This window comes from Pantoea sp. EKM21T (assembly GCF_011800405.1).
GTDB lineage: Bacteria > Pseudomonadota > Gammaproteobacteria > Enterobacterales > Enterobacteriaceae > Pantoea > Pantoea agglomerans.
Genome location: NZ_JAALFV010000007.1, coordinates 116,684 through 137,930, shown reverse-complemented (window position 1 = coordinate 137,930; position 21,247 = coordinate 116,684). Strand labels below are relative to the sequence as shown.

18 protein-coding genes and 2 tRNA genes are annotated in these 21,247 nt (G+C 54.5%); 17 read left to right on the top strand and 3 right to left on the bottom strand.

Features of this window, described 5'->3' with window-relative positions; all coding sequences use genetic code 11:
• Nucleotides 1-58 precede the first annotated feature (58 nt).
• The 16 genes from ftsH (at nucleotide 59) to HFD87_RS15530 (ending at nucleotide 17,337) form a co-directional block, all read left to right on the top strand.
• Nucleotides 59-1,984: an ATP-dependent zinc metalloprotease FtsH gene (gene ftsH / locus HFD87_RS15605; RefSeq protein ID WP_167423633.1), complete on the top strand. Its 1,926-nt coding sequence runs from the start codon at nucleotides 59-61 to the stop codon at nucleotides 1,982-1,984.
• Nucleotides 1,985-2,063: 79 nt separating this feature from the next.
• Nucleotides 2,064-2,903, top strand: coding sequence for a dihydropteroate synthase (gene folP / locus HFD87_RS15600; protein WP_010671999.1), 840 nt, complete (start codon nucleotides 2,064-2,066; stop codon nucleotides 2,901-2,903).
• Nucleotides 2,900-4,234, top strand: coding sequence for a phosphoglucosamine mutase (glmM, locus tag HFD87_RS15595; RefSeq protein ID WP_010251799.1), 1,335 nt, complete (start codon nucleotides 2,900-2,902; stop codon nucleotides 4,232-4,234). Before folP ends, glmM begins: the two co-directional genes overlap by 4 nt.
• Before the next feature lie 216 nt (nucleotides 4,235-4,450).
• Nucleotides 4,451-4,789: a preprotein translocase subunit SecG gene (secG, locus tag HFD87_RS15590; RefSeq protein WP_010251798.1), complete on the top strand. Its 339-nt coding sequence runs from the start codon at nucleotides 4,451-4,453 to the stop codon at nucleotides 4,787-4,789.
• 37 nt (nucleotides 4,790-4,826) lie between these two features.
• Nucleotides 4,827-4,913 (top strand) — tRNA-Leu (locus tag HFD87_RS15585).
• Nucleotides 4,914-4,972: 59 nt separating this feature from the next.
• Nucleotides 4,973-5,049: transfer RNA gene (locus tag HFD87_RS15580), tRNA-Met, on the top strand.
• Between the two features lie 212 nt (nucleotides 5,050-5,261).
• The gene (gene rimP / locus HFD87_RS15575; RefSeq protein WP_167423632.1) at nucleotides 5,262-5,714 is read left to right on the top strand and encodes a ribosome maturation factor RimP; all 453 of its coding nucleotides are present in this window, start codon (nucleotides 5,262-5,264) and stop codon (nucleotides 5,712-5,714) included.
• 24 nt (nucleotides 5,715-5,738) lie between these two features.
• Nucleotides 5,739-7,226, top strand: coding sequence for a transcription termination factor NusA (gene nusA, locus HFD87_RS15570; protein ID WP_010251792.1), 1,488 nt, complete (start codon nucleotides 5,739-5,741; stop codon nucleotides 7,224-7,226).
• 17 nt (nucleotides 7,227-7,243) lie between these two features.
• Nucleotides 7,244-9,937: a translation initiation factor IF-2 gene (gene infB, locus HFD87_RS15565; protein WP_010251789.1), complete on the top strand. Its 2,694-nt coding sequence runs from the start codon at nucleotides 7,244-7,246 to the stop codon at nucleotides 9,935-9,937.
• Between the two features lie 65 nt (nucleotides 9,938-10,002).
• Nucleotides 10,003-10,410 carry a 30S ribosome-binding factor RbfA gene (gene rbfA / locus HFD87_RS15560; protein ID WP_010251785.1) on the top strand — a complete coding sequence of 136 codons (408 nt, stop codon included), beginning with the start codon at nucleotides 10,003-10,005 and terminating at the stop codon, nucleotides 10,408-10,410.
• The gene (gene truB, locus HFD87_RS15555) at nucleotides 10,410-11,354 is read left to right on the top strand and encodes a tRNA pseudouridine(55) synthase TruB (protein ID WP_061901826.1); all 945 of its coding nucleotides are present in this window, start codon (nucleotides 10,410-10,412) and stop codon (nucleotides 11,352-11,354) included. Before rbfA ends, truB begins: the two co-directional genes overlap by 1 nt.
• 131 nt (nucleotides 11,355-11,485) lie before the next feature.
• Nucleotides 11,486-11,755 carry a 30S ribosomal protein S15 gene (gene rpsO, locus HFD87_RS15550; protein ID WP_003851063.1) on the top strand — a complete coding sequence of 90 codons (270 nt, stop codon included), beginning with the start codon at nucleotides 11,486-11,488 and terminating at the stop codon, nucleotides 11,753-11,755.
• A 310-nt stretch (nucleotides 11,756-12,065) separates the two neighbouring features.
• Nucleotides 12,066-14,204 carry a polyribonucleotide nucleotidyltransferase gene (pnp, locus tag HFD87_RS15545; protein ID WP_010251767.1) on the top strand — a complete coding sequence of 713 codons (2,139 nt, stop codon included), beginning with the start codon at nucleotides 12,066-12,068 and terminating at the stop codon, nucleotides 14,202-14,204.
• A gap of 129 nt (nucleotides 14,205-14,333) precedes the next feature.
• Complete coding sequence (gene nlpI, locus HFD87_RS15540) at nucleotides 14,334-15,218, top strand: lipoprotein NlpI (protein WP_010251765.1); 885 nt, start codon at nucleotides 14,334-14,336, stop codon at nucleotides 15,216-15,218.
• Nucleotides 15,219-15,323: 105 nt separating this feature from the next.
• On the top strand, nucleotides 15,324-15,380 hold the full coding sequence (gene yrbN, locus HFD87_RS23180; RefSeq protein ID WP_098053093.1) for a protein YrbN: 57 nt from the start codon (nucleotides 15,324-15,326) through the stop codon (nucleotides 15,378-15,380).
• 16 nt (nucleotides 15,381-15,396) lie between these two features.
• A complete protein-coding gene (locus HFD87_RS15530) occupies nucleotides 15,397-17,337 on the top strand; it encodes a DEAD/DEAH family ATP-dependent RNA helicase (protein WP_010251762.1) in 1,941 nt (646 codons plus the stop codon).
• Nucleotides 17,338-17,392: 55 nt separating this feature from the next.
• Here HFD87_RS15530 and HFD87_RS15525 read toward each other — a convergent pair whose 3' ends face one another.
• Complete coding sequence (locus tag HFD87_RS15525; protein WP_167423631.1) at nucleotides 17,393-18,139, bottom strand: SDR family NAD(P)-dependent oxidoreductase; 747 nt, start codon at nucleotides 18,137-18,139, stop codon at nucleotides 17,393-17,395.
• Between the two features lie 174 nt (nucleotides 18,140-18,313).
• Between HFD87_RS15525 and HFD87_RS15520 the strand changes: the two genes are divergently transcribed.
• On the top strand, nucleotides 18,314-19,234 hold the full coding sequence (locus HFD87_RS15520) for an AraC family transcriptional regulator (protein ID WP_033770876.1): 921 nt from the start codon (nucleotides 18,314-18,316) through the stop codon (nucleotides 19,232-19,234).
• Here the strand turns inward: HFD87_RS15520 and HFD87_RS15515 are convergent, their stop codons facing one another.
• Complete coding sequence (locus HFD87_RS15515; protein WP_010251755.1) at nucleotides 19,235-20,245, bottom strand: luciferase-like monooxygenase; 1,011 nt, start codon at nucleotides 20,243-20,245, stop codon at nucleotides 19,235-19,237.
• Nucleotides 20,246-20,365: 120 nt separating this feature from the next.
• Nucleotides 20,366-21,244: a U32 family peptidase gene (locus HFD87_RS15510; RefSeq protein ID WP_167423694.1), complete on the bottom strand. Its 879-nt coding sequence runs from the start codon at nucleotides 21,242-21,244 to the stop codon at nucleotides 20,366-20,368.
• Between the last annotated feature and the right edge of the window lie 3 nt (nucleotides 21,245-21,247).

Here is a 21,247-nt window from a genome sequence, read left to right as displayed (position 1 = left end):
TAGTACCCTACGCTATCTGTTAACACCGTTGTAATATGAGGTTAATCCCTTGAGTGACATGGCGAAAAACCTGATTCTCTGGTTAGTCATCGCGGTCGTGCTGATGTCAGTATTCCAGAGCTTTGGGCCCAGCGAGTCGAATGGCCGTCGGGTTGATTATTCAACCTTCCTGTCGGAAGTGAACCAGGATCAGGTCCGCGAGGCACGTATTAACGGGCGTGAAATTAACGTCGTTAAAAAAGACAGCAATAAATACACGACCTACATTCCTGTCAACGATCCCAAGTTGCTCGATAACCTCTTGACCAAAAACGTCAAAGTGGTTGGCGAACCGCCGGAAGAACCAAGCCTGCTGGCTTCAATCTTCATTTCGTGGTTCCCGATGTTGCTGCTGATCGGTGTGTGGATCTTCTTTATGCGTCAGATGCAGGGCGGCGGCGGTAAGGGCGCGATGTCCTTCGGCAAGAGCAAAGCCCGCATGTTGACGGAAGACCAGATTAAAACCACTTTCGCCGACGTAGCAGGTTGTGACGAAGCGAAAGATGAAGTTGCTGAGCTGGTGGAATATCTGCGTGAGCCAAGCCGTTTCCAGAAGCTGGGCGGTAAGATTCCAAAAGGCGTTCTGATGGTGGGGCCACCGGGTACCGGTAAAACCTTGCTGGCAAAAGCGATTGCCGGTGAAGCGAAGGTGCCTTTCTTTACCATCTCCGGTTCTGACTTTGTGGAAATGTTTGTCGGTGTCGGTGCATCCCGTGTGCGTGACATGTTCGAACAGGCCAAAAAAGCGGCTCCGTGCATCATCTTTATCGATGAGATCGACGCAGTCGGTCGTCAGCGTGGCGCCGGTTTAGGCGGTGGACATGACGAACGTGAGCAGACGCTGAACCAGATGCTGGTTGAGATGGATGGTTTCGAAGGTAACGAAGGTATTATTGTTATCGCCGCAACTAACCGTCCTGACGTACTGGACCCTGCGCTGCTGCGTCCAGGTCGCTTTGACCGTCAGGTTGTAGTTGGCCTGCCAGATGTTCGCGGTCGTGAGCAGATCCTGAAAGTGCATATGCGTCGTGTGCCGCTGGCAACTGATGTTGATGCAGCAATCATTGCACGTGGTACGCCAGGCTTCTCGGGTGCCGATCTGGCCAACCTTGTTAACGAAGCAGCGCTGTTCGCGGCCCGTTCAAACAAGCGTGTGGTTTCGATGGTAGAGTTCGAGAAAGCGAAAGACAAAATCATGATGGGTGCGGAACGTCGCTCCATGGTGATGACGGAATCGCAGAAAGAGTCAACTGCCTACCACGAAGCAGGCCACGCCATTATTGGTCGCCTGGTACCAGAGCATGATCCGGTTCATAAAGTAACGATTATCCCGCGCGGTCGCGCACTGGGTGTGACCTTCTTCCTGCCTGAAGGCGACGCGATCAGCGCCAGCCGCCAGAAACTGGAAAGCCAGATCTCAACGCTTTACGGCGGTCGTCTGGCAGAAGAGATCATCTACGGTGTAGAACGTGTTTCTACCGGTGCGTCCAACGATATTAAAGTTGCGACCAATCTGGCGCGTAACATGGTAACGCAGTGGGGCTTCTCTGAAAAACTGGGTCCGTTGCTCTATGCAGAAGAAGAGGGTGAAGTGTTCCTCGGACGTTCTGTCGCGAAAGCGAAACATATGTCTGATGAAACGGCCCGCATCATCGACCAGGAAGTTAAGCACCTGATCGACAGCAACTACCAGCGTGCTCGTCAGATTCTGGGTGAGAACATGGACATCCTTCACGCGATGAAAGACGCGCTCATGAAGTATGAAACCATTGATGCACCGCAGATCGACGACCTGATGGCACGCCGCGAAGTGCGTCCGCCAGCGGGCTGGGAAGATCCAGGCAGCAACTCAGACAGCAACGGTACGCCAAAGGCGCCACGTCCGGTTGATGAACCGCGTACGCCAAACCCAGGCAATACCATGTCAGAGCAGTACAACAAATAAGACGCAACATCGTCAGACAAAACCCCGGCTGGTCCGGGGTTTTTTACATCCAGATATTGATCAGCAAGGAGTTTCCGCTATGAAGTTGTTCGCCCGTGATTCCCATCTCGATTTATCTTTTCCACATGTGATGGGCATTCTTAACGTCACGCCGGACTCCTTTTCAGATGGTGGAAAGCATAACGCGCTGGTTGATGCGCTAACGCATACCAATGAGATGGTCAATGCAGGTGCAACCATCATCGATGTGGGCGGGGAATCAACCCGTCCTGGCGCGGATGAAGTGAGTGTGGAGGAGGAGCTGGAGCGGGTGATTCCGGTCATCGATGCCATTGCCCAGCGTTTCGAAGTCTGGATTTCAGTGGACACCTCTAAAGCTGACGTCATCCGGGAAGCCGCGCGAGTAGGTGCTCACATCATTAACGACGTGCGTTCACTTTCCGAACCCGGAGCACTGGAAGCCGCCGCGTCGACCGGGCTGCCCGTCTGTTTAATGCATATGCAGGGCGAACCGCGCACCATGCAGCAGGCACCGGTTTACGAAAATATTTTAAGCGAAGTGGACACTTACTTCGCTCAGCAGATAGCGCGCTGCGAAGCAGCGGGCATTAAAAAAGAGCGTCTGATACTCGACCCGGGCTTCGGTTTCGGTAAAAATCTCAGCCACAATTATGAACTGCTGGCTCATCTTGGCGATTTTCACCACTTCGGCCTGCCGCTGTTAGTGGGGATGTCGCGTAAATCGATGATTGGCCAGCTGTTAAACGTCGGCCCGTCACAGCGTTTAACCGGCAGCCTGAGTTGCGCGGTGATTGCTGCTATGCAGGGCGCGCAGATTATTCGCGCCCATGATGTAAAAGAGACGGCTGAAGCGATGCGCGTGGTCGAAGCGACCCGAAGAGCAAAAGGAGTATCATGAGTAATCGTAAATATTTCGGTACAGACGGCATTCGTGGCAAAGTCGGTGAAGCACCCATCACCCCCGATTTCGTCCTGAAGCTGGGCTGGGCCGCAGGTAAAGTGCTGGCGCGCCACGGTTCAAAGAAGATCATCATCGGTAAAGATACCCGTATCTCTGGTTATATGCTGGAGTCGGCGCTGGAAGCCGGCCTCGCCGCGGCGGGCCTGACGGCCGCCTTTACCGGCCCGATGCCGACGCCAGCCATCGCCTATCTGACCCGTACCTTCCGCGCAGAGGCAGGCATTGTAATTTCAGCCTCACATAACCCGTTTGACGACAACGGGATTAAATTCTTCTCGTCCGAGGGCACCAAACTGCCCGATGACGTCGAAGAGGCGATTGAGCTGGAGATGGAAAAGCCGATTACCTGCGTTGAATCAGCGCAGTTAGGCCGAGCCAGCCGCATCGTCGACGCCGCAGGGCGTTACATTGAGTTCTGCAAAGGGACGTTCCCCAGCGAACTGAATCTGAATGGCCTGAAAATTGTGGTCGACTGCGCCAATGGTGCCACCTACCACATTGCGCCGAATGTATTGCGTGAACTGGGCGCGACGGTGATTGCTATCGGTGTCCAGCCAGACGGCATGAACATCAACAAAGAGTGCGGTGCCACCGACCTCAAACTGCTGCAGCAGCGCGTGCTGGCAGAGAAGGCTGATATCGGCCTGGCCTACGACGGCGACGGCGATCGCATCATGATGATTGACCATCTGGGTGACAAAGTTGATGGCGACCAGATTCTTTACATCATTGCGCGTGAAGCCCTGCGTCAGGGACAGTTACGCGGCGGCGTGGTGGGTACGCTGATGAGTAACATGGGGCTGGAGTTAGCGCTGAAACAGCTTGGCATTCCGTTTACCCGTGCCAAAGTCGGTGACCGTTATGTACTGGAGAAGATGCAGGAGAAGGGCTGGCGTCTCGGTGCAGAGAACTCCGGTCATGTGATCCTGCTGGATAAAACCACAACCGGTGACGGTATCGTTGCAAGTTTGCAAGTGCTCACTGCGATGGTGCGTAACCACATGAGCCTGCACGATCTCTGTAGTGGCATGAAGATGCTGCCGCAGGTCCTGGTTAACGTACGCTTTGCGGGCGAACATGATCCGCTTCAGAGTGACGCGGTAAAAGCTGTCACGGCCGAAGTGGAAAAAGCGCTGGCGGGTCGCGGACGCGTTCTGCTGCGTAAATCAGGTACTGAGCCATTGATTCGTGTCATGGTCGAAGGCGAAAATGAGGCGCAGGTTACCGAACTGGCGAATCGCATCGCCGACCAGGTCAAGGCCGTTTAAAACCGTAACAGGCGGTCTGCAGGGTGCTGAACTGCCTGTAAAATCACCGGGATGGCGTTTTTTTCTGCAAACAGTATGGGTAGTAAAAATTGCACTTGCAGAGATATGCGCCTTTGGTTAGTATTCACACCCGCTTCTGATGGGTGATGACGAGACTCCCCATCAATACTGGTTGAAGCTTTAACTGTACGATTACCGTGCAAGGAACAGGATGATATGTACCAAGCTCTTTTAGTAGTTTTCCTTATTGTAGCTATCGCCCTCGTGGGTATGATCATGCTGCAGCAAGGCAAAGGCGCTGATATGGGAGCCTCATTCGGTGCAGGCGCATCCGGTACGGTGTTTGGTTCTTCGGGTTCAGGTAATTTCATGACTCGTACAACCGGCATCTTAGCAGCGCTGTTTTTCATCATCAGCCTGGTTCTGGGTAATCTGAACAGCAATAAAGCGTCTAAAGGAAGCGAGTGGGAAAATCTTTCTGCGCCGGCGCAGTCTTCTCAACAGACTGAAAAGCCAGCTCAACCGGTAACGCCGGGCAGCGATATTCCTAAGTAAGGTCGTCAGCACAACGAATCGTTGTGGTCAGTGCAGTGCCGTGGTGGTGGAATTGGTAGACACGCTACCTTGAGGTGGTAGTGCCCGATTGGGCTTACGGGTTCAAGTCCCGTCCTCGGTACCAAATAGCAGTATCCCTTGCATTTTATGCAGGTCTGGCGTATTATTCGCCACGTTTTCGGACGCGGGGTGGAGCAGCCTGGTAGCTCGTCGGGCTCATAACCCGAAGGTCGTCGGTTCAAATCCGGCCCCCGCAACCAATTTTCCCTTTGAGTTCTTTTTCAAATATACTGTATGCATCGACGGACGCATTCACGGTTATTTTTTGAAAGAAAATTCTTTGGATGGAGTCCGGGCCGCATTGCGGCATACAGGGTCCAGTGATTAAAAGCCCCGAATATTCGGGGTTTTTTGTTATTAGCGAATCGTAATACTGGGCTATAGGCCCTTTTTTTATGTCTTGGGGGTGGGCTTGTCCACATTAGAGCAAAAATTGACAGAGTTGGTATCGGCTCCCGTAGAAGCGCTGGGTTACGAACTGGTTGGAATTGAATTCGTTCGTAGTCGCACATCTATCCTGCGCATCTATATTGATAGTGAAGATGGCATCAATGTCGATGATTGCGCCGATGTCAGCCACCAGGTAAGTGCGGTAATGGATGTTGAAGATCCCATTACGGTCCCTTACAACCTAGAAGTCTCTTCACCGGGACTCGATCGTCCTCTGTTCACTGCAGAACACTACACCCGCTTTATGGGTGAAGAAGTGAGTCTGGTGTTGCGTATGGCCGTTCAGAACCGCCGTAAATGGCAGGGAACCATTAAGTCAATTGATGGCGAGATGATCACGGTGCACGTTGAGGGTAGCGATGAAGTGTTCGCACTGAGTAATATTCAGAAAGCGAACCTGGTCCCCCACTTTTAAAAGTCCGGATTGAGGCTAACCAGGATGAACAAAGAGATCTTAGCTGTTGTAGAAGCCGTTTCTAACGAAAAAGCCCTGCCGCGTGAGAAAATCTTCGAAGCGCTGGAGAGCGCGCTGGCGACTGCGACCAAGAAAAAGTACGAGCAGGAAATTGAGGTACGCGTCAGCATTGATCGCCGCAGTGGCGATTTCGATACTTTCCGCCGCTGGGAAATCGTAGAAGAGGTGACACAGCCGACGCGCGAGATCACGCTGGATGCGGCCCGCTTCGAAGATGAAGCATTCAATCTGGGCGAATATGTCGAAGATCAGATTGAATCGGTCACCTTTGACCGTATCACCACCCAGACCGCTAAGCAGGTTATCGTGCAAAAAGTGCGCGAAGCTGAGCGCGCAATGGTGGTTGATCAGTTCCGTGAGCAGGAAGGCGAAATTATCACGGGCGTGGTGAAGAAAGTTAACCGCGACAACATCTCCCTCGACTTAGGCAGCAATGCCGAAGCGGTGATTCTGCGCGAAGATATGCTGCCGCGTGAAAACTTCCGTCCAGGCGACCGTATTCGTGGCGTACTCTACTCTGTACGTCCGGAAGCGCGTGGCGCGCAACTGTTCGTGACGCGTTCTAAACCAGAAATGCTGATTGAACTGTTCCGCATCGAGGTGCCAGAAATTGGCGAAGAACTGATTGAAATTAAAGCCGCTGCCCGTGATCCGGGTTCGCGCGCTAAAATTGCAGTCAAAACCAACGACAAACGTATTGATCCGGTGGGTGCCTGTGTGGGCATGCGCGGCGCGCGTGTTCAGGCAGTTTCCAGTGAACTGGGCGGCGAGCGTATCGATATCGTGCTGTGGGACGATAACCCGGCGCAGTTTGTTATTAACGCCATGGCTCCGGCCGATGTGGCGTCAATCGTGGTTGATGAAGATAACCACACCATGGATATCGCCGTAGAAGCTGGCAATCTGGCTCAGGCGATCGGCCGTAACGGCCAAAACGTGCGTCTCGCTTCACAGCTGAGTGGCTGGGAGCTGAACGTGATGACCGTCGATGATCTGCAGGCTAAGCATCAGGCTGAAGCACATGCAGCGATCGATATGTTCACTAAACATCTCGACATCGACGAAGAGTTCGCCACCGTACTGGTGGAAGAGGGCTTCTCCTCGCTGGAAGAGCTGGCATACGTGCCAATCAACGAGCTGCTGGAAGTCGACGGCCTCGACGAAGAGACCATTGAAGCCCTGCGTGAACGAGCAAAAAATGCGTTAACCACCCTGGCACTGGCGAAAGAAGAGAGTCTTGGAAATCAGGAGCCCGCTGAGGATCTTCTGAATCTTGAAGGCCTCGATCGTGCGCTGGCGTTCCGCCTGGCGTCGAAAGGCGTTTGCACGCTGGAAGATCTCGCTGAGCAAGGTGTTGACGATCTGACGGATATTGAAGGCATGTCTGATGAACAAGCCGGCGCGCTGATTATGGCCGCACGTAATATCTGCTGGTTCGGCGATGACGCGTAATAACAGGAAGGAACAGCATGACAGATGTAACCGTAAAATCGCTGGCCGCAGAAATTCAGACTCCGGTCGATCGCCTGGTACAGCAATTTGCTGATGCGGGGATCCCTAAGTCTGAAAATGACGCGGTGACCCAGCAAGAGAAAGAAACCTTACTATCTCATCTGAACCGTGAACACGGTCAGGTCGGTTCAGCTAAGCTGACGCTGCAGCGTAAAACGCGCAGCACCTTGAATATTCCAGGCACCGGGGGTAAAAGTAAGTCGGTGCAAATTGAAGTCCGCAAAAAGCGTACCTATGTGAAGGGTGATGCAGAGGCTGAGCAAGCTCAGGCAGAAGCTGAAGCCGAGGCGCAGCGTGAAGCGGAAGAGCAGGCGCAACGCGAGGCTGAAGAAAAAGCCCGTCGCGAAGCTGAACAGAAAGCGCAACGTGAAGCCGAAGATAAAGCCAGGCGCGAAGCCGCTGACAAGGCCAAACGTGCAGCAGCGGAAAATGAAAAAGTGACAAATCAACCTACCGACGAAGTGACCAGGGCTGCGCAATCAGACAAAGCCCGTCGCGAAGCTGAAGCTGCCGAACTGAAGCGTAAAGCTGAAGAAGAAGCCCGCCGTAAGCTTGAAGAGGCTGCCCGCCTCGTAGCAGAAGAAGCCCGCCGTCTGGCTGAAGAGAAATCAGCTGAATGGGAAAAACCGGAAGAAGAGGATAAAGGCGACTATCACGTCACCACTTCGACCCATGCCCGTCAGGCGGAAGATGAAAACGACCGTCAGGTTGAAGCAGGTCGTGCGCGTGCGCGTACTACTGCTAAAGCTGCGCGTCCGGCGAAAAAAGGCAACAAACACTCTGAAGCCAAAACTGACCGTGAAGAAGCGCGTGCGCAGGTTCGTGGTGGTAAAGGCGGCAAGCATCGCAAACCTAGCGCACTGCAGCAGGGCTTCAACAAGCCAGCGCAGGCCGTTAACCGCGATGTTGTGATTGGCGAAACTATCACCGTAGCCGAACTGGCTAACAAAATGGCGGTGAAAGGTTCTCTGGTCATTAAAGCGATGATGAGAATGGGCGCCATGGCGACCATCAACCAGGTCATCGACCAGGAAACTGCACAGCTCGTTGCCGAAGAGATGGGCCACAAAGTGACCCTGCGTCGTGAGAACGAGCTGGAAGAAGCGGTAATGGACGATCGTGATACTGATGCTGCGCAGGAGTCTCGTGCTCCGGTTGTCACCATCATGGGCCACGTCGACCACGGTAAAACGTCCCTGCTGGACTATATCCGTTCCACTAAAATCGCCTCTGGCGAAGCGGGCGGTATTACTCAGCACATCGGTGCTTACCACGTTGAAACCGACAACGGTATGGTTACCTTCCTGGATACCCCGGGCCACGCCGCGTTTACCGCGATGCGTGCACGTGGTGCGCAGGCGACCGATATCGTTATCCTGGTGGTTGCAGCAGACGATGGCGTGATGCCACAGACTGTCGAAGCTATTCAGCACGCCAAAGCCGCTAAAGTGCCGGTTGTGGTTGCAGTGAACAAGTGCGATAAGCCAGAAGCGGATCCGGATCGTGTTAAAAACGAACTGACTCAGTACGGTATCATTCCGGAAGAGTGGGGCGGCGAAAACATGTTCGTTAATGTCTCTGCGAAAGCGGGTACCGGCATTGATGACCTGTTAAACGCTATCCTGCTACAGGCGGAAGTGCTGGAACTGACCGCTATCCGTGAAGGTATGGCGAGCGGCGTGGTGATCGAATCGTTCCTCGACAAAGGTCGTGGTCCGGTTGCCACCGTGCTGGTACGTGAAGGTACGCTGAACAAAGGCGACATCGTTCTTTGTGGTTTCGAATATGGCCGCGTTCGTGCAATGCGTGACGAACTGGGTCGCGAAGTCATGGAAGCGGGTCCATCTATCCCGGTTGAGATTCTGGGCCTGTCCGGCGTGCCGGCTGCGGGTGATGAAGCGACCGTGGTACGTGACGAGAAGAAAGCACGTGAAGTTGCGCTCTATCGTCAGGGCAAATTCCGCGAAGTTAAACTGGCTCGCCAGCAGAAATCTAAGCTCGAGAACATGTTTGCTAACATGACCGAAGGCGAAGTGTCTGAACTGAACATCGTTCTGAAAGCTGACGTTCAGGGTTCTGTGGAAGCAATCTCCGACTCCCTGCAGAAACTCTCCACCGACGAAGTGAAGGTGAAGATTGTGGGTTCAGGCGTGGGCGGGATTACCGAAACCGATGCGACCCTGGCTGCTGCCTCTAACGCCATCCTCCTTGGCTTTAACGTTCGTGCCGATGCCTCTGCGCGTCGCGTCATTGACGCAGAAAGCCTGGATCTGCGCTACTACTCTGTCATCTATAACCTGATTGACGAAGTTAAAGCGGCGATGAGCGGCATGCTGGCACCAGAGTACAAACAGCAGATCATCGGTCTGGCTGCGGTGCGCGATGTGTTCAAATCACCGAAGTTTGGCGCGATTGCCGGTTGTATGGTGACGGAAGGTAACATCAAGCGTCACAATCCAATCCGTGTCCTGCGTGACAACGTGGTAATTTACGAAGGCGAGCTGGAATCTCTGCGTCGCTTTAAAGATGACGTCAACGAAGTGCGTAACGGCATGGAGTGCGGTATCGGCGTGAAGAACTACAACGACGTTCGCGTTGGCGATATGATCGAAGTGTTTGAAATCATCGAAATTAAACGCACCATCGAGTAATAGACTGCTGATGTGTTGCAATTTGGGAGGCCTCTGGCCTCCCGAATTATTTGGGAGAAATAATGATGGCGAAAGAATTTGGTCGCCCGCAGCGCGTTTCACAAGAGCTGCAAAAAGAGATTGCGATGATCCTGCAGCGTGAGATCAAAGATCCACGTCTTGGCATGATGGTCACCGTATCAGGCGTTGAAGTCTCACGCGATCTCGCTTACGCAAAAGTGTTCGTGACTTTCCTCAACGACAAAGATGAAGAAGCGATTAAACATGGCCTGAAAGCGCTGAAAGAAGCGTCAGGTTATATCCGCATTCTGCTGGGCAAAGCGATGCGTCTGCGTATCGTGCCTGAGCTGACTTTCTTCTACGACAACTCGTTAGTCGAAGGGATGCGCATGTCCAATCTCGTCACCAGCGTCGTGAAGAACGATACTGAGCGCCGTGGTCCGGACGCCACTGGCGATGACGAGGAGGCGTAATGAGTCGTCCGCGTCGTCGCGGTCGCGACGTCCATGGCGTGTTGTTGCTGGATAAGCCACAAGGCGTCTCGTCGAATGATGTCCTGCAGAAAGTGAAGCGTATCTTTAACGCGAATCGCGCAGGACATACCGGCGCGCTGGATCCTCTGGCTACCGGCATGTTGCCGATCTGCCTGGGTGAAGCGACGAAGTTTTCGCAGTATCTGCTCGATTCCGATAAACGCTATCGCGTGATTGCCCGACTGGGCGAGCGGACCGACACGTCAGACGCCGATGGCAACATCGTGCAGACGCGTCCGGTCAGCTTCAGTCAGGCCGATCTGGACAGTGCTCTGGAGAGCTTCCGCGGCGAAACGCTGCAGGTGCCTTCTATGTTTTCGGCACTGAAGCATCAGGGACGTCCTCTGTATGAATATGCGCGTCAGGGCATTGAGATTGCGCGTGAACCGCGCCCCATCACTGTCTATGAGCTGCAATTTATTCGCTGGCAGGATAACGAGCTGGAGCTGGAAATTCACTGCTCCAAAGGCACCTATATCCGCACCATCATCGATGACCTGGGCGAAAAGCTGGGATGCGGTGCGCACGTGATTATGCTGCGTCGCGTTCAGGTTGCCCGTTATCCGTATGAAAGGATGGTGACGCTGGAACAGCTCAACACCCTGCTGGCGGAAGCCACAGAAGCCGGCATTCCACTGGAAACGCAGCTCGATCCGCTGTTGTTGCCAATGGACAGTCCCGCCTCTGATTTCCCTGAAGTGAATATCCCGCCTGCCGTGGCAGATTTCTTCCGCCAGGGACAGCCGGTACAGGCCAGCAATGCGCCTGCGCAGGGGCTGGTAAGGGTATCGGAAGGCGAAGCGCGTAAGTTTATCGGTATGGCAGAAATTGCCGACGATGGCCGGCTTGCGCCACGTCGTTTAGTGGTTGAGTATCAGGATTGAGCCAGGCGTTCACTTTTCGCTGATGGGGCATTTGCGTTGCTATCGGGCGCAGAGTAGAATAGCGCGGCTTTAAAGCGGGATGCTGAATTAGAGATCGGCACCCATACATTCATTTATTACTGGAGTTTATTATGTCTCTAAGCGTAGAAGCTAAAGCAGAGATCGTTGCTAAATATGGCCGTGGTGCTAACGACAGCGGTTCAACTGAAGTTCAGGTTGCCCTGTTGACCGCGCAGATTACCCATCTGCAGGGTCACTTCTCTGAGCACAAAAAAGACCACCACAGCCGCCGCGGTCTGCTGCGCATGGTATCTCAGCGTCGTAAGCTGCTGGACTACCTGAAGCGTAAAGACGTTGCACGCTACAGCAGCCTGATCGAAAGTCTCGGTCTGCGTCGCTAAGTCTGAAGAATCTGATCGTCGGGGCATTATGCGGGCTTTTGCACTCTGTGCAGCTTACGATCAGATTTGTGCGAGTTTCGTGAAGAGGGGGCCTTTATGGCCCCTTTTTTCGAGCAATCGGCAGCAATCCGGACCAAACTGATGTATTGTTGCTTAGTGTGATCTTTAGTTTGCAGAATTTCGCGCGGCTAATGAGAGGCTTTACCGCAGGGGCGGTCGAGGGTTGTCATTAGTCGCGAGGATGCAACTGAAGATTGGTAATCAATGGCGGGCTACAGATAGCCATGCCCCGAAGTTAAGGACTTTGATTTTGCTGAATCCGATCGTACGCAAATTCCAATATGGTCAACATACCGTCACGCTGGAAACCGGCATGATGGCTCGCCAGGCGACAGCCGCTGTTATGGTGAGCATGGACGATACTGCAGTATTCGTCACTGTAGTAGGTCAGAAAAAATCTAAACCAGGTCAGGATTTCTTCCCACTGACCGTGAACTATCAGGAGCGTACTTACGCTGCTGGTCGTATCCCAGGCAGCTTCTTCCGTCGTGAAGGCCGTCCAAGCGAAGGCGAAACCCTGATTTCGCGTCTGATTGACCGCCCGATTCGTCCGCTGTTCCCGGAAGGTTTTGTTAACGAAGTTCAGGTTATCGCCACTGTTGTCTCTGTGAACCCACAGGTTCATCCGGACATCGTTGCCATGATCGGTGCTTCTGCTGCACTGGCGCTTTCTGGTCTGCCGTTCAATGGCCCAATTGGTTCTGCGCGTGTTGGTTACATCAACGATCAATATGTCCTGAACCCAACCGCAGATGAGCTGAAACAGTCTCGTCTGGATCTGGTGGTTGCCGGTACGCAGAATGCCGTTCTGATGGTTGAATCTGAAGCTGAGATCCTGTCAGAAGAGCAGATGCTGGGCGCCGTGGTCTTTGGTCACGACCAGCAGCAGATTGTTATCGAAAACATCAATGCCCTGGTTGCTGAAGCGGGCAAACCACGCTGGGACTGGCAGCCAGAAGCGGCCAATACCGCACTGATTTCTCGCGTTGCTGCCCTGGCAGAAGCGCGCATCAGCGATGCTTACCGCATCACTGACAAGCAGGAGCGTTACACCCAGGTTGGCGTCATTAAAGACGAAACCATCGCTGCGCTGCTGGCTGAAGATGAAACGCTGGATGGTTCAGAAATCGGCGACATCGTGCATAGCCTTGAAAAAACCGTCGTTCGTACTCGCATCCTGAATGGCGAGCCACGCATCGATGGTCGTGAAAAAGATATGATCCGGGGTCTGGACGTGCGTACTGGCGTATTGCCACGTACACACGGTTCATCACTGTTCACCCGTGGTGAGACGCAGGCACTGGTTACTGCAACGCTGGGTACGACCCGCGATGCGCAGAACCTTGATGAGCTGATGGGCGAACGTACCGACAGCTTCCTGTTCCATTACAACTTCCCTCCATACTCTGTCGGCGAAACCGGCATGGTAGGTTCGCCGAAGCGTCGTGAGATTGGTCACGGTCGTCTGGCGAAGCGCGGCGTGTTAGCGGTAATGCCTAAAGCGGAAGATTTCCCTTACACCATTCGTGTTGTTTCTGAAATCACCGAATCTAACGGCTCTTCTTCAATGGCCTCTGTCTGCGGTGCCTCACTGGCGCTGATGGATGCAGGCGTGCCAATCAAAGCCGCCGTTGCCGGTATCGCAATGGGTCTGGTGAAAGAAGATGAGAAGTTTGTTGTTCTGTCTGACATCCTGGGCGATGAAGATCACCTGGGCGACATGGACTTCAAAGTAGCCGGTAGCCGTGAAGGTATCACCGCGCTGCAGATGGACATCAAAATCGAAGGCATCACGCGTGAAATCATGCAGGAAGCGCTGAACCAGGCCCGAGGTGCGCGTCTGCACATTCTGGGCGTTATGGAACAGGCTATCAGCACGCCGCGTACTGAGATTTCTGAATTCGCACCACGCATTTACACCATCAAAATCAGCTCTGACAAGATCAAAGATGTGATCGGTAAAGGCGGCTCAGTGATTCGTGCACTGACCGAAGAGACCGGCACAACGATTGAAATTGAAGATGACGGCACCGTGAAAATCGCTGCGACTGATGGTCTGAAAGCGAAAGAAGCGATTCGTCGTATCGAAGAGATTACCGCAGAGATCGAAGTGGGCCGCGTTTACAGTGGTAAAGTGACCCGTATCGTTGACTTCGGCGCTTTCGTTGCAATCGGCGGCGGTAAAGAAGGTCTGGTTCACATTTCACAAATCGCTGATAAGCGCGTTGAGAAAGTGACCGACTATCTGCAGATGGGTCAGGAAGTACCGGTTAAGGTGATGGAAGTTGATCGCCAGGGCCGTGTACGTCTGAGCATCAAAGAAGCGACAGAATCTAAGCCGCAGGCTGAAGAAGCTGTCGCGGTGACCACGCCTGACGCTGCTGAATAAGTCGTTGCTGATTTGCCCCTCTCTGCCTGGCAGAGAGGGGCGTTTGTATCATCGCGAGGGCGGGAATCCTTGTGCACAGCAGGCGGATGACAGGATGGTTATCCCAATGTTTGTATTCGGGAGTGGGAAATGAAGCCTTTTCTGCGCTGGTGTTTTGTTGCGACAGCTTTGACGCTGGCAGGATGCAGCAACTCCAATTGGCGTAAGAACGAAGTTCTTGCAGTGCCTTTACAGCCCACACTGCAGCAGGAAGTGATACTGGCGCGCATGGAACAAATTCTTGCCAGTCGCGCTCTCACCGATGATGAACGCGCACAGCTGTTATATGAGCGCGGAGTGTTGTATGATAGTTTAGGTCTGCGGGCATTAGCGCGGAACGATTTTTCGCAAGCGCTGTCTATAAGACCAGATATGCCCGAAGTGTTTAACTACTTAGGCATATATTTAACGCAGGCGGGCAACTTTGATGCCGCCTATGAAGCGTTTGATTCTGTACTTGAGCTTGATCCAACTTACAACTATGCGCATTTAAACCGTGGTATCGCCCTCTATTACGGCGGTCGATACAAGTTAGCGCAAGATGATCTGCTGGCGTTTTATCAAGACGATCCTAACGATCCTTTCCGCAGTTTGTGGCTCTATCTCGTTGAACGTGAGATGGATGTCGACAAGGCAAAAGTCGCGCTTCAACAGCGTCACGACAAAGCGGTCAGAGATCAATGGGGATGGAATATTGTCGAGTTCTACCTTGGAGATATCAACGAGAAAACGTTGATGGAAAGTCTCAAGGCGGACGCAACGGATAACACCTCGCTCGCTGAACATCTCAGTGAAACCAACTTCTATTTAGGTAAGTACTACCTAAGTCTGGGGGAGAAGGACGACGCGAAAGCGTTGTTCAAACTGGCGGTGGCCAACAACGTCAATAACTTTGTTGAACACCGATACGCATTGTTGGAACTGGCGCAACTCGGCCAGGCACAAGACGATTTATCAGAATCTGACCAGCAATAGCTGACGAACTTAATTTGCCTGTAAAACCTGTTAAGTCATCATCTTAAAGGATGAAGGCTTTTCTGTTCGTCAAAACTTTTAATTTGAGCCGGTTCACACTTTTTGATGAAAATGACTGAAAGTTTTCACGACGAGTTATGTAGACTGGCCGCCGCAATCTAAGAGGCACGTGTACTACATGACTGATATTCAAACCACTTTTGCTGACCTTGGCCTGAACGCCGACATCCTTGAATCACTGAATGGCATGGGCTACGTAAAGCCATCCCCAATCCAGGCTGAGTGTATTCCTCACCTGCTGGCGGGCCGTGACGTGTTAGGCATGGCGCAGACCGGGAGTGGTAAAACCGCGGCGTTCTCTCTGCCGCTGTTACATAACATTGATCCTACTGTTAAAGCGCCACAAATCCTGGTGCTGGCACCTACCCGCGAACTGGCGGTACAGGTTGCTGAAGCAGTTACCGAATTCTCTAAACACATGCGTGGCCTGAACGTGGTTGCCCTTTACGGCGGCCAGCGTTATGACGTGCAGCTGCGCGCACTGCGTCAGGGACCACAGGTTGTTGTGGGTACGCCTGGCCGTCTGCTTGACCACCTGAAACGCGGCACGTTAGACCTTTCTAACCTGCGTGGCCTGGTGCTGGATGAAGCAGACGAAATGCTGCGCATGGGCTTCATCGAAGACGTTGAAACCATCATGGCGCAAATTCCAGCCGATCATCAGACCGCGCTGTTCTCTGCAACCATGCCGGAAGCGATTCGTCGTATCACCAAACGCTTCATGAAAGATCCACAGGAAGTGCGTATTCAGTCAAGCCTGACCACGCGTCCTGATATCAGCCAGAGCTACTGGACCGCTTACGGTCGTAAAACAGACGCACTGGTTCGCTTCCTGGAAGCAGAAGACTTTGATGCTGCCATCATCTTCGTGCGTACCAAAAACGCAACCATGGAAGTAGCAGAAGCGCTGGAACGTAGTGGCTATAACAGCGCCGCGCTGAACGGTGACATGAACCAGGCTCTGCGTGAGCAGACGCTTGAGCGCCTGAAAGATGGTCGTCTCGACATTCTGATTGCAACCGACGTTGCGGCCCGTGGCCTGGACGTTGAGCGCATCAGCCTGGTTGTTAACTACGACATTCCGATGGACTCAGAATCTTACGTTCACCGTATCGGCCGTACCGGTCGTGCTGGTCGTGCTGGCCGTGCGCTGCTGTTCGTTGAGAACCGCGAACGCCGTCTGCTGCGTAACATCGAACGTACCATGAAGCTGACCATTCCTGAGGTAGAACTGCCTAACGCAGAACTGCTGGGTGAGCGTCGTCTGGCTAAGTTTGCTGCTAAAGTTCAGCAGCAGCTGGAAAGCAGCGATCTGGATCAGTACCGTGCTCTGCTGGCTAAAATGCAGCCAGAAGACGAAATGGATCTGGAAACACTGGCAGCCGCACTGCTGAAGATGGCACAGGGCGAACGTCCTCTGATTCTGCCACCAGAAGCACCGCGTCCGGCACGTCGCGAATACCGCGATCGTGACGAGCGTGATGGCCGTCGTGACAGCCGTGAAGCGCGTGGCGATTCTCGTGCTCCGCGTGAAAACCGCGAAAGCCGTGATGGCGATCGTCCACGTCGCGAACGTCGTGACGTTGGCGAAATGCAGCTGTACCGCATCGAAGTAGGCCGCGATGATGGTGTTGAAGTTCGTCACATCGTTGGCGCTATCGCTAACGAAGGCGACATCAGCAGCCGTTACATCGGTAACATCAAGCTGTTCGGTACCCACTCGACTATCGAACTGCCGAAAGGCATGCCAGGCGATGTGCTGCAGCACTTTACCCGTACCCGTATTCTGAACAAGCCGATGAATATGCAGTTACTGGGTGATGCACAGCCGAACGAAGGCCGTGGTGACCGTCGTCCAGCTGGTGCTGGCGGTGAGCGTCGCAGCGGTCCAGGTGCAGGCGGTCCGGGCGCAGCTAACCGTGAAGGTGGTCGTCGCTTCTCTTCTGAACGCCGTGAAGGTGGTCGTGAAGGCGGCGGACGTACTTTCAACCGTGAAGGTAGCCGTGGTCCACGTCGTGAAGAGGGCGCAGCCGCCGCTCCACGTCGTCGTGATGCATAACGACTTAGCGTCGTAACAAAAAGGGAAGCCAATGGCTTCCCTTTTTTTATGCCTGTCAGGCACCGCCGCTGATCATCACGCGCTCGCCGCTGACCCAGGCGGACTCTTCAGAGGCCAGAAACAGCGCAACCTGCGCCACATCTTCCGGCAGACCAAAGCGTCCCAGCGGCGTGGCTGCCAGCAGTTGCGCTTTGAGCTGTGGGCTCATCCTCTTCGCGGCCAGTAATCCCTCCGTCAGAATCATGCCTGGTGCCAGGGCGTTAACCCGGATGTTCTTTGCGCCCAGCTCGCGCGCCAGTCCCTGGGTCAGGGTATCCACTGCGCCTTTGGTTGCCGCCCAGAGCACGGAACCCGGCGTGCTGTTTTTACTGTTCAGGGCGCTGAGATTAATAATGCTGCCGCCGTGCGCCGGGAAGTGACGAATCGCCTGCTGACAGACCATCAGCGTACCCAGCAGGTTAACGTTAATCTGCTGCTGCATCTCCTCCAGCGTCAGCGCCGCAAACTCGCCGTGATGAAAACTGCCCGCATTGTTCACCACAATGTCGGGCGCGCCGAAGCACTCTGCGGTGGTGGCGAAGAGCCGTTCCACATCCTGCAGGAGAGAGATATCTGCCTGTACCGCCACGGCTTCACTGCCCAGGTTGGCGATATCGCTGACCACGTCAGCCGCTCCCACTTCATCCTGACGATAATTGACCACGACGCGGGCGCCAGCCGCGGCAAAAGCGATGGCAATCGCCGCACCAATGCCTTTTGAGGCGCCTGTTACCAGCGCGATTTTATTCTGCAGTGCCTTCATTATGTTGTTCTCCGCCGTAATGATTGCGTCGAAAGACTATGCGCGCTGGTGCCGAAAAGCGGGTAGTGCAATCCTGCAAGCTTCTTGCACGATCCTGCAAAAGTAACGCAACGGGCCAGGTATTCCGCTCAGCGTCAGGTAATATCAGCACAGATAGCGGGAGGGGAGAACACAGTGACAGAGAGTGAGAAGTGGCAGGGGCTGGCGCAGTTAATTGCCCGTCATGCTCCGGAGGATGGGCGGCATTCCAGCGCCATAGATTGCCTGTTTTTTGGCCGGGTTTCAGCACCGACTGAGCCAATGCACTTTGCTCAATGGGCCAGTTTTGCCCTGGTGGCACAGGGCGGTAAGGCGCTGCATATCGGTGATGAGGTGCTGCACTATGGTCCGGGCGATCTGCTGCTGGTGACGCTGGATATGCCGGTGCGCGCCTGCGTCACCGTCGCCACGCCGGAAAAACCCAATCTGGGGATTGGTATTGCCATCAATGAATCCCGGCTGATGCGCTACCTCGAACAGTTTCCCCCGACGCTGCCGCTGGTGACACCAGACAGTGAACGCGGCGTCACCGTGCATAAGGTCTCACCTTTGCTGGTGGATGCGGTTATCCGGCTGGTACGCCTGCTTGACCATCCTGAGGACATTGAGGCGCTGGCCCCGCTCATTGAGCAGGAGATTTTCTATCGGCTGCTGACCGGGCCGGAAGGTTCGCGCATCCTGAATATGGCGCTGGCTGAGCGGCCGGGCAACCGGGTCGCGCAGGCTGCCCGCTGGCTGCGGGAAAACTTTCATCAGCCGCTGAAGATCGATCGGCTCGCCAGCAGTGTCGGCATGAGTATCTCTTCGCTGCATCATCACTTCAAAGCCGTCACGGCCATGACGCCGATGCAATACCAGAAACAACTGCGGCTGAATGAGGCGCGACGTTTGATGATGGTGGAAAAGCTGGATGCCGGTACGGCAGGCTATCGGGTGGGGTATCAGAGCGCGTCACAGTTCAGCCGGGAGTATCGCCGCCTGTATGGGCAATCTCCGGCCAGGGATAGTCGTCAGCTGGCGGTGAGCCCGGACAGATTGCGCCCACCGCAGAACTGATTACAGGCTGTTAGCCGCTTCCATCGCAATGGCGAAGGAGCGCAGGCGCGCTTCGGAATCAAAAATCTGGCCATTGACCATAATTTCATCCGCCTGGGTTTCACGCATCAGCGAGGCCAGCCCATGACGCACTTTGTCCGTATCGCCGACCAGCGACATGCTGAGCGCCTGCTGTACGCCATACTGTTCTGATGGCGACCAGAGATTATCCATGTTTTCAACCGGTGCCGGTAACGGGCCCGGTTTGCCGCGGCGCAGGTTAATAAACTGCTGCTGCTGCGAGGTAAACAGGAAGCGCGCATCACGCTCACTGTCTGCGGCGATCACGTTAATGCAGACCATGGCATAAGGCTTGTCGAGACGCGCCGATGGCTGGAAGTTTTCGCGGTAGACGTGCAGCGCCTGGAACAGCTGGTCAGGGGCAAAATGGGAGGCAAACGCAAACGGCAGGCCCATTTTCGCTGAAAGCTGTGCGCTGTAGAGACTGGAGCCGAGCAGCCAGACCGGAATCTGCAGGCCCAGACCGGGTACCGGCTGCACTGGCGGCTGCGCATCCGCTTCGGCATCGAACCAGCTAATCAGTTCAGCCACATCCTCGGGGAACGTGTCGATGTGCATGTTGGCCTGATGACGGCGCAGTGCCATCATGGTGCGCTGGTCAGAACCTGGCGCGCGACCTAAGCCGAGATCGATACGGCCAGGATAGAGAGAGGCCAGCGTACCAAACTGCTCGGCGATCACCAGCGGCGCATGGTTAGGCAACATAATGCCGCCGGAGCCCAGCTTCAGAGTCTCGGTATTCGCCGCCAGATAGCCAATCAGCACGGAGGTGGCTGCGCTGGCAATCCCCGTCATGTTGTGATGTTCAGCCAGCCAGTAGCGTTGATAGCCCAGTTTTTCAGCCTGACGCGCCAGCGCCAGCGAATTATGGAACGCATCCCGAGCGGTCGCGCCCTGTGGAATCGGCGCGAGATCCAGCACGGACAGGCGAAGAGGTTTTTTATCAGACATGACTACTCCCGTTGTATGGCGCAGGCGTTAAGTTAAGGCCTGCACCATTTAGTATTACGCATCATTCCTTATATTAAAACTGCTAACCTCAGCAGGAATATAGCCGGTATGTGCTTTTATTCAGGATGCCAGCGTCATGCCCGCCAGTTTGCGCCAGTAACCGTTACAATCACTGCCTTTTGCGACCATTAGCGGAGCCTGACCGTTTTCATTGGCGCGGAAACGGTCGATCTCTGCCAGCGTTGTCACATCCTGCGGCGAGAGCCGTATGCAATCGACCTGGCCGTGCATGCCAGCCAGATCGTTACCCAGGTTATAGCAGTAACCGCTCATGGTCTGAATGCCATTGAGGACGAACACCTGCTGCCCCTCCTGGGAGTTGACGCGCCGGCCTGTCGGATAGTTGATACAGCAGGTTTCGCAATCATCTTTCGCGCGGTTTTCCGAGCGGGCGGTGAAGCAGCGCGCTGAGAGCGCCAGCGGCAGATGACCGTAGCCCAGCACCTCCACCTCAAACTGCTGCCGGATACCCCGCGTCTCGCACTGCTCCAGTAGCTGTAGCAGCCAGTCACGTGACATCTCCACCGGCATACACCAGCGCGTCATACCCTCTTTGACCAGCAGCTGCAGCGTGTCGGCGTTATAAACATTGAGCGTCGGACCCGCGACAAAGGGCAGATGACGCTCAGCGGCCATGTTTACCGTGCCGATATCATTGGCTTCAATCAGGAACTCACCGTTCTCTACGTAACGCTGCAGCTCTTTCAGCTCAGAGGGCGATTGCAGCAGCGCCAGCGTGCTCAGCACCACCTGTTTGCCGCTGGCCGCGAGTTCACGGGCCAGCGCTATCCAGCGGGCATAGGGCGTGGCGCGACGTTTACTGCACACCGCTTCGCCAAGGTAGATAATATCCGCGCTACTGCGGGCAGCCTGCTGGTAAAAATCTTCCAGCTTATCGGTCGGCCAGTACCAGAGCACCGGCCCAAGGGCATATTGCATCAT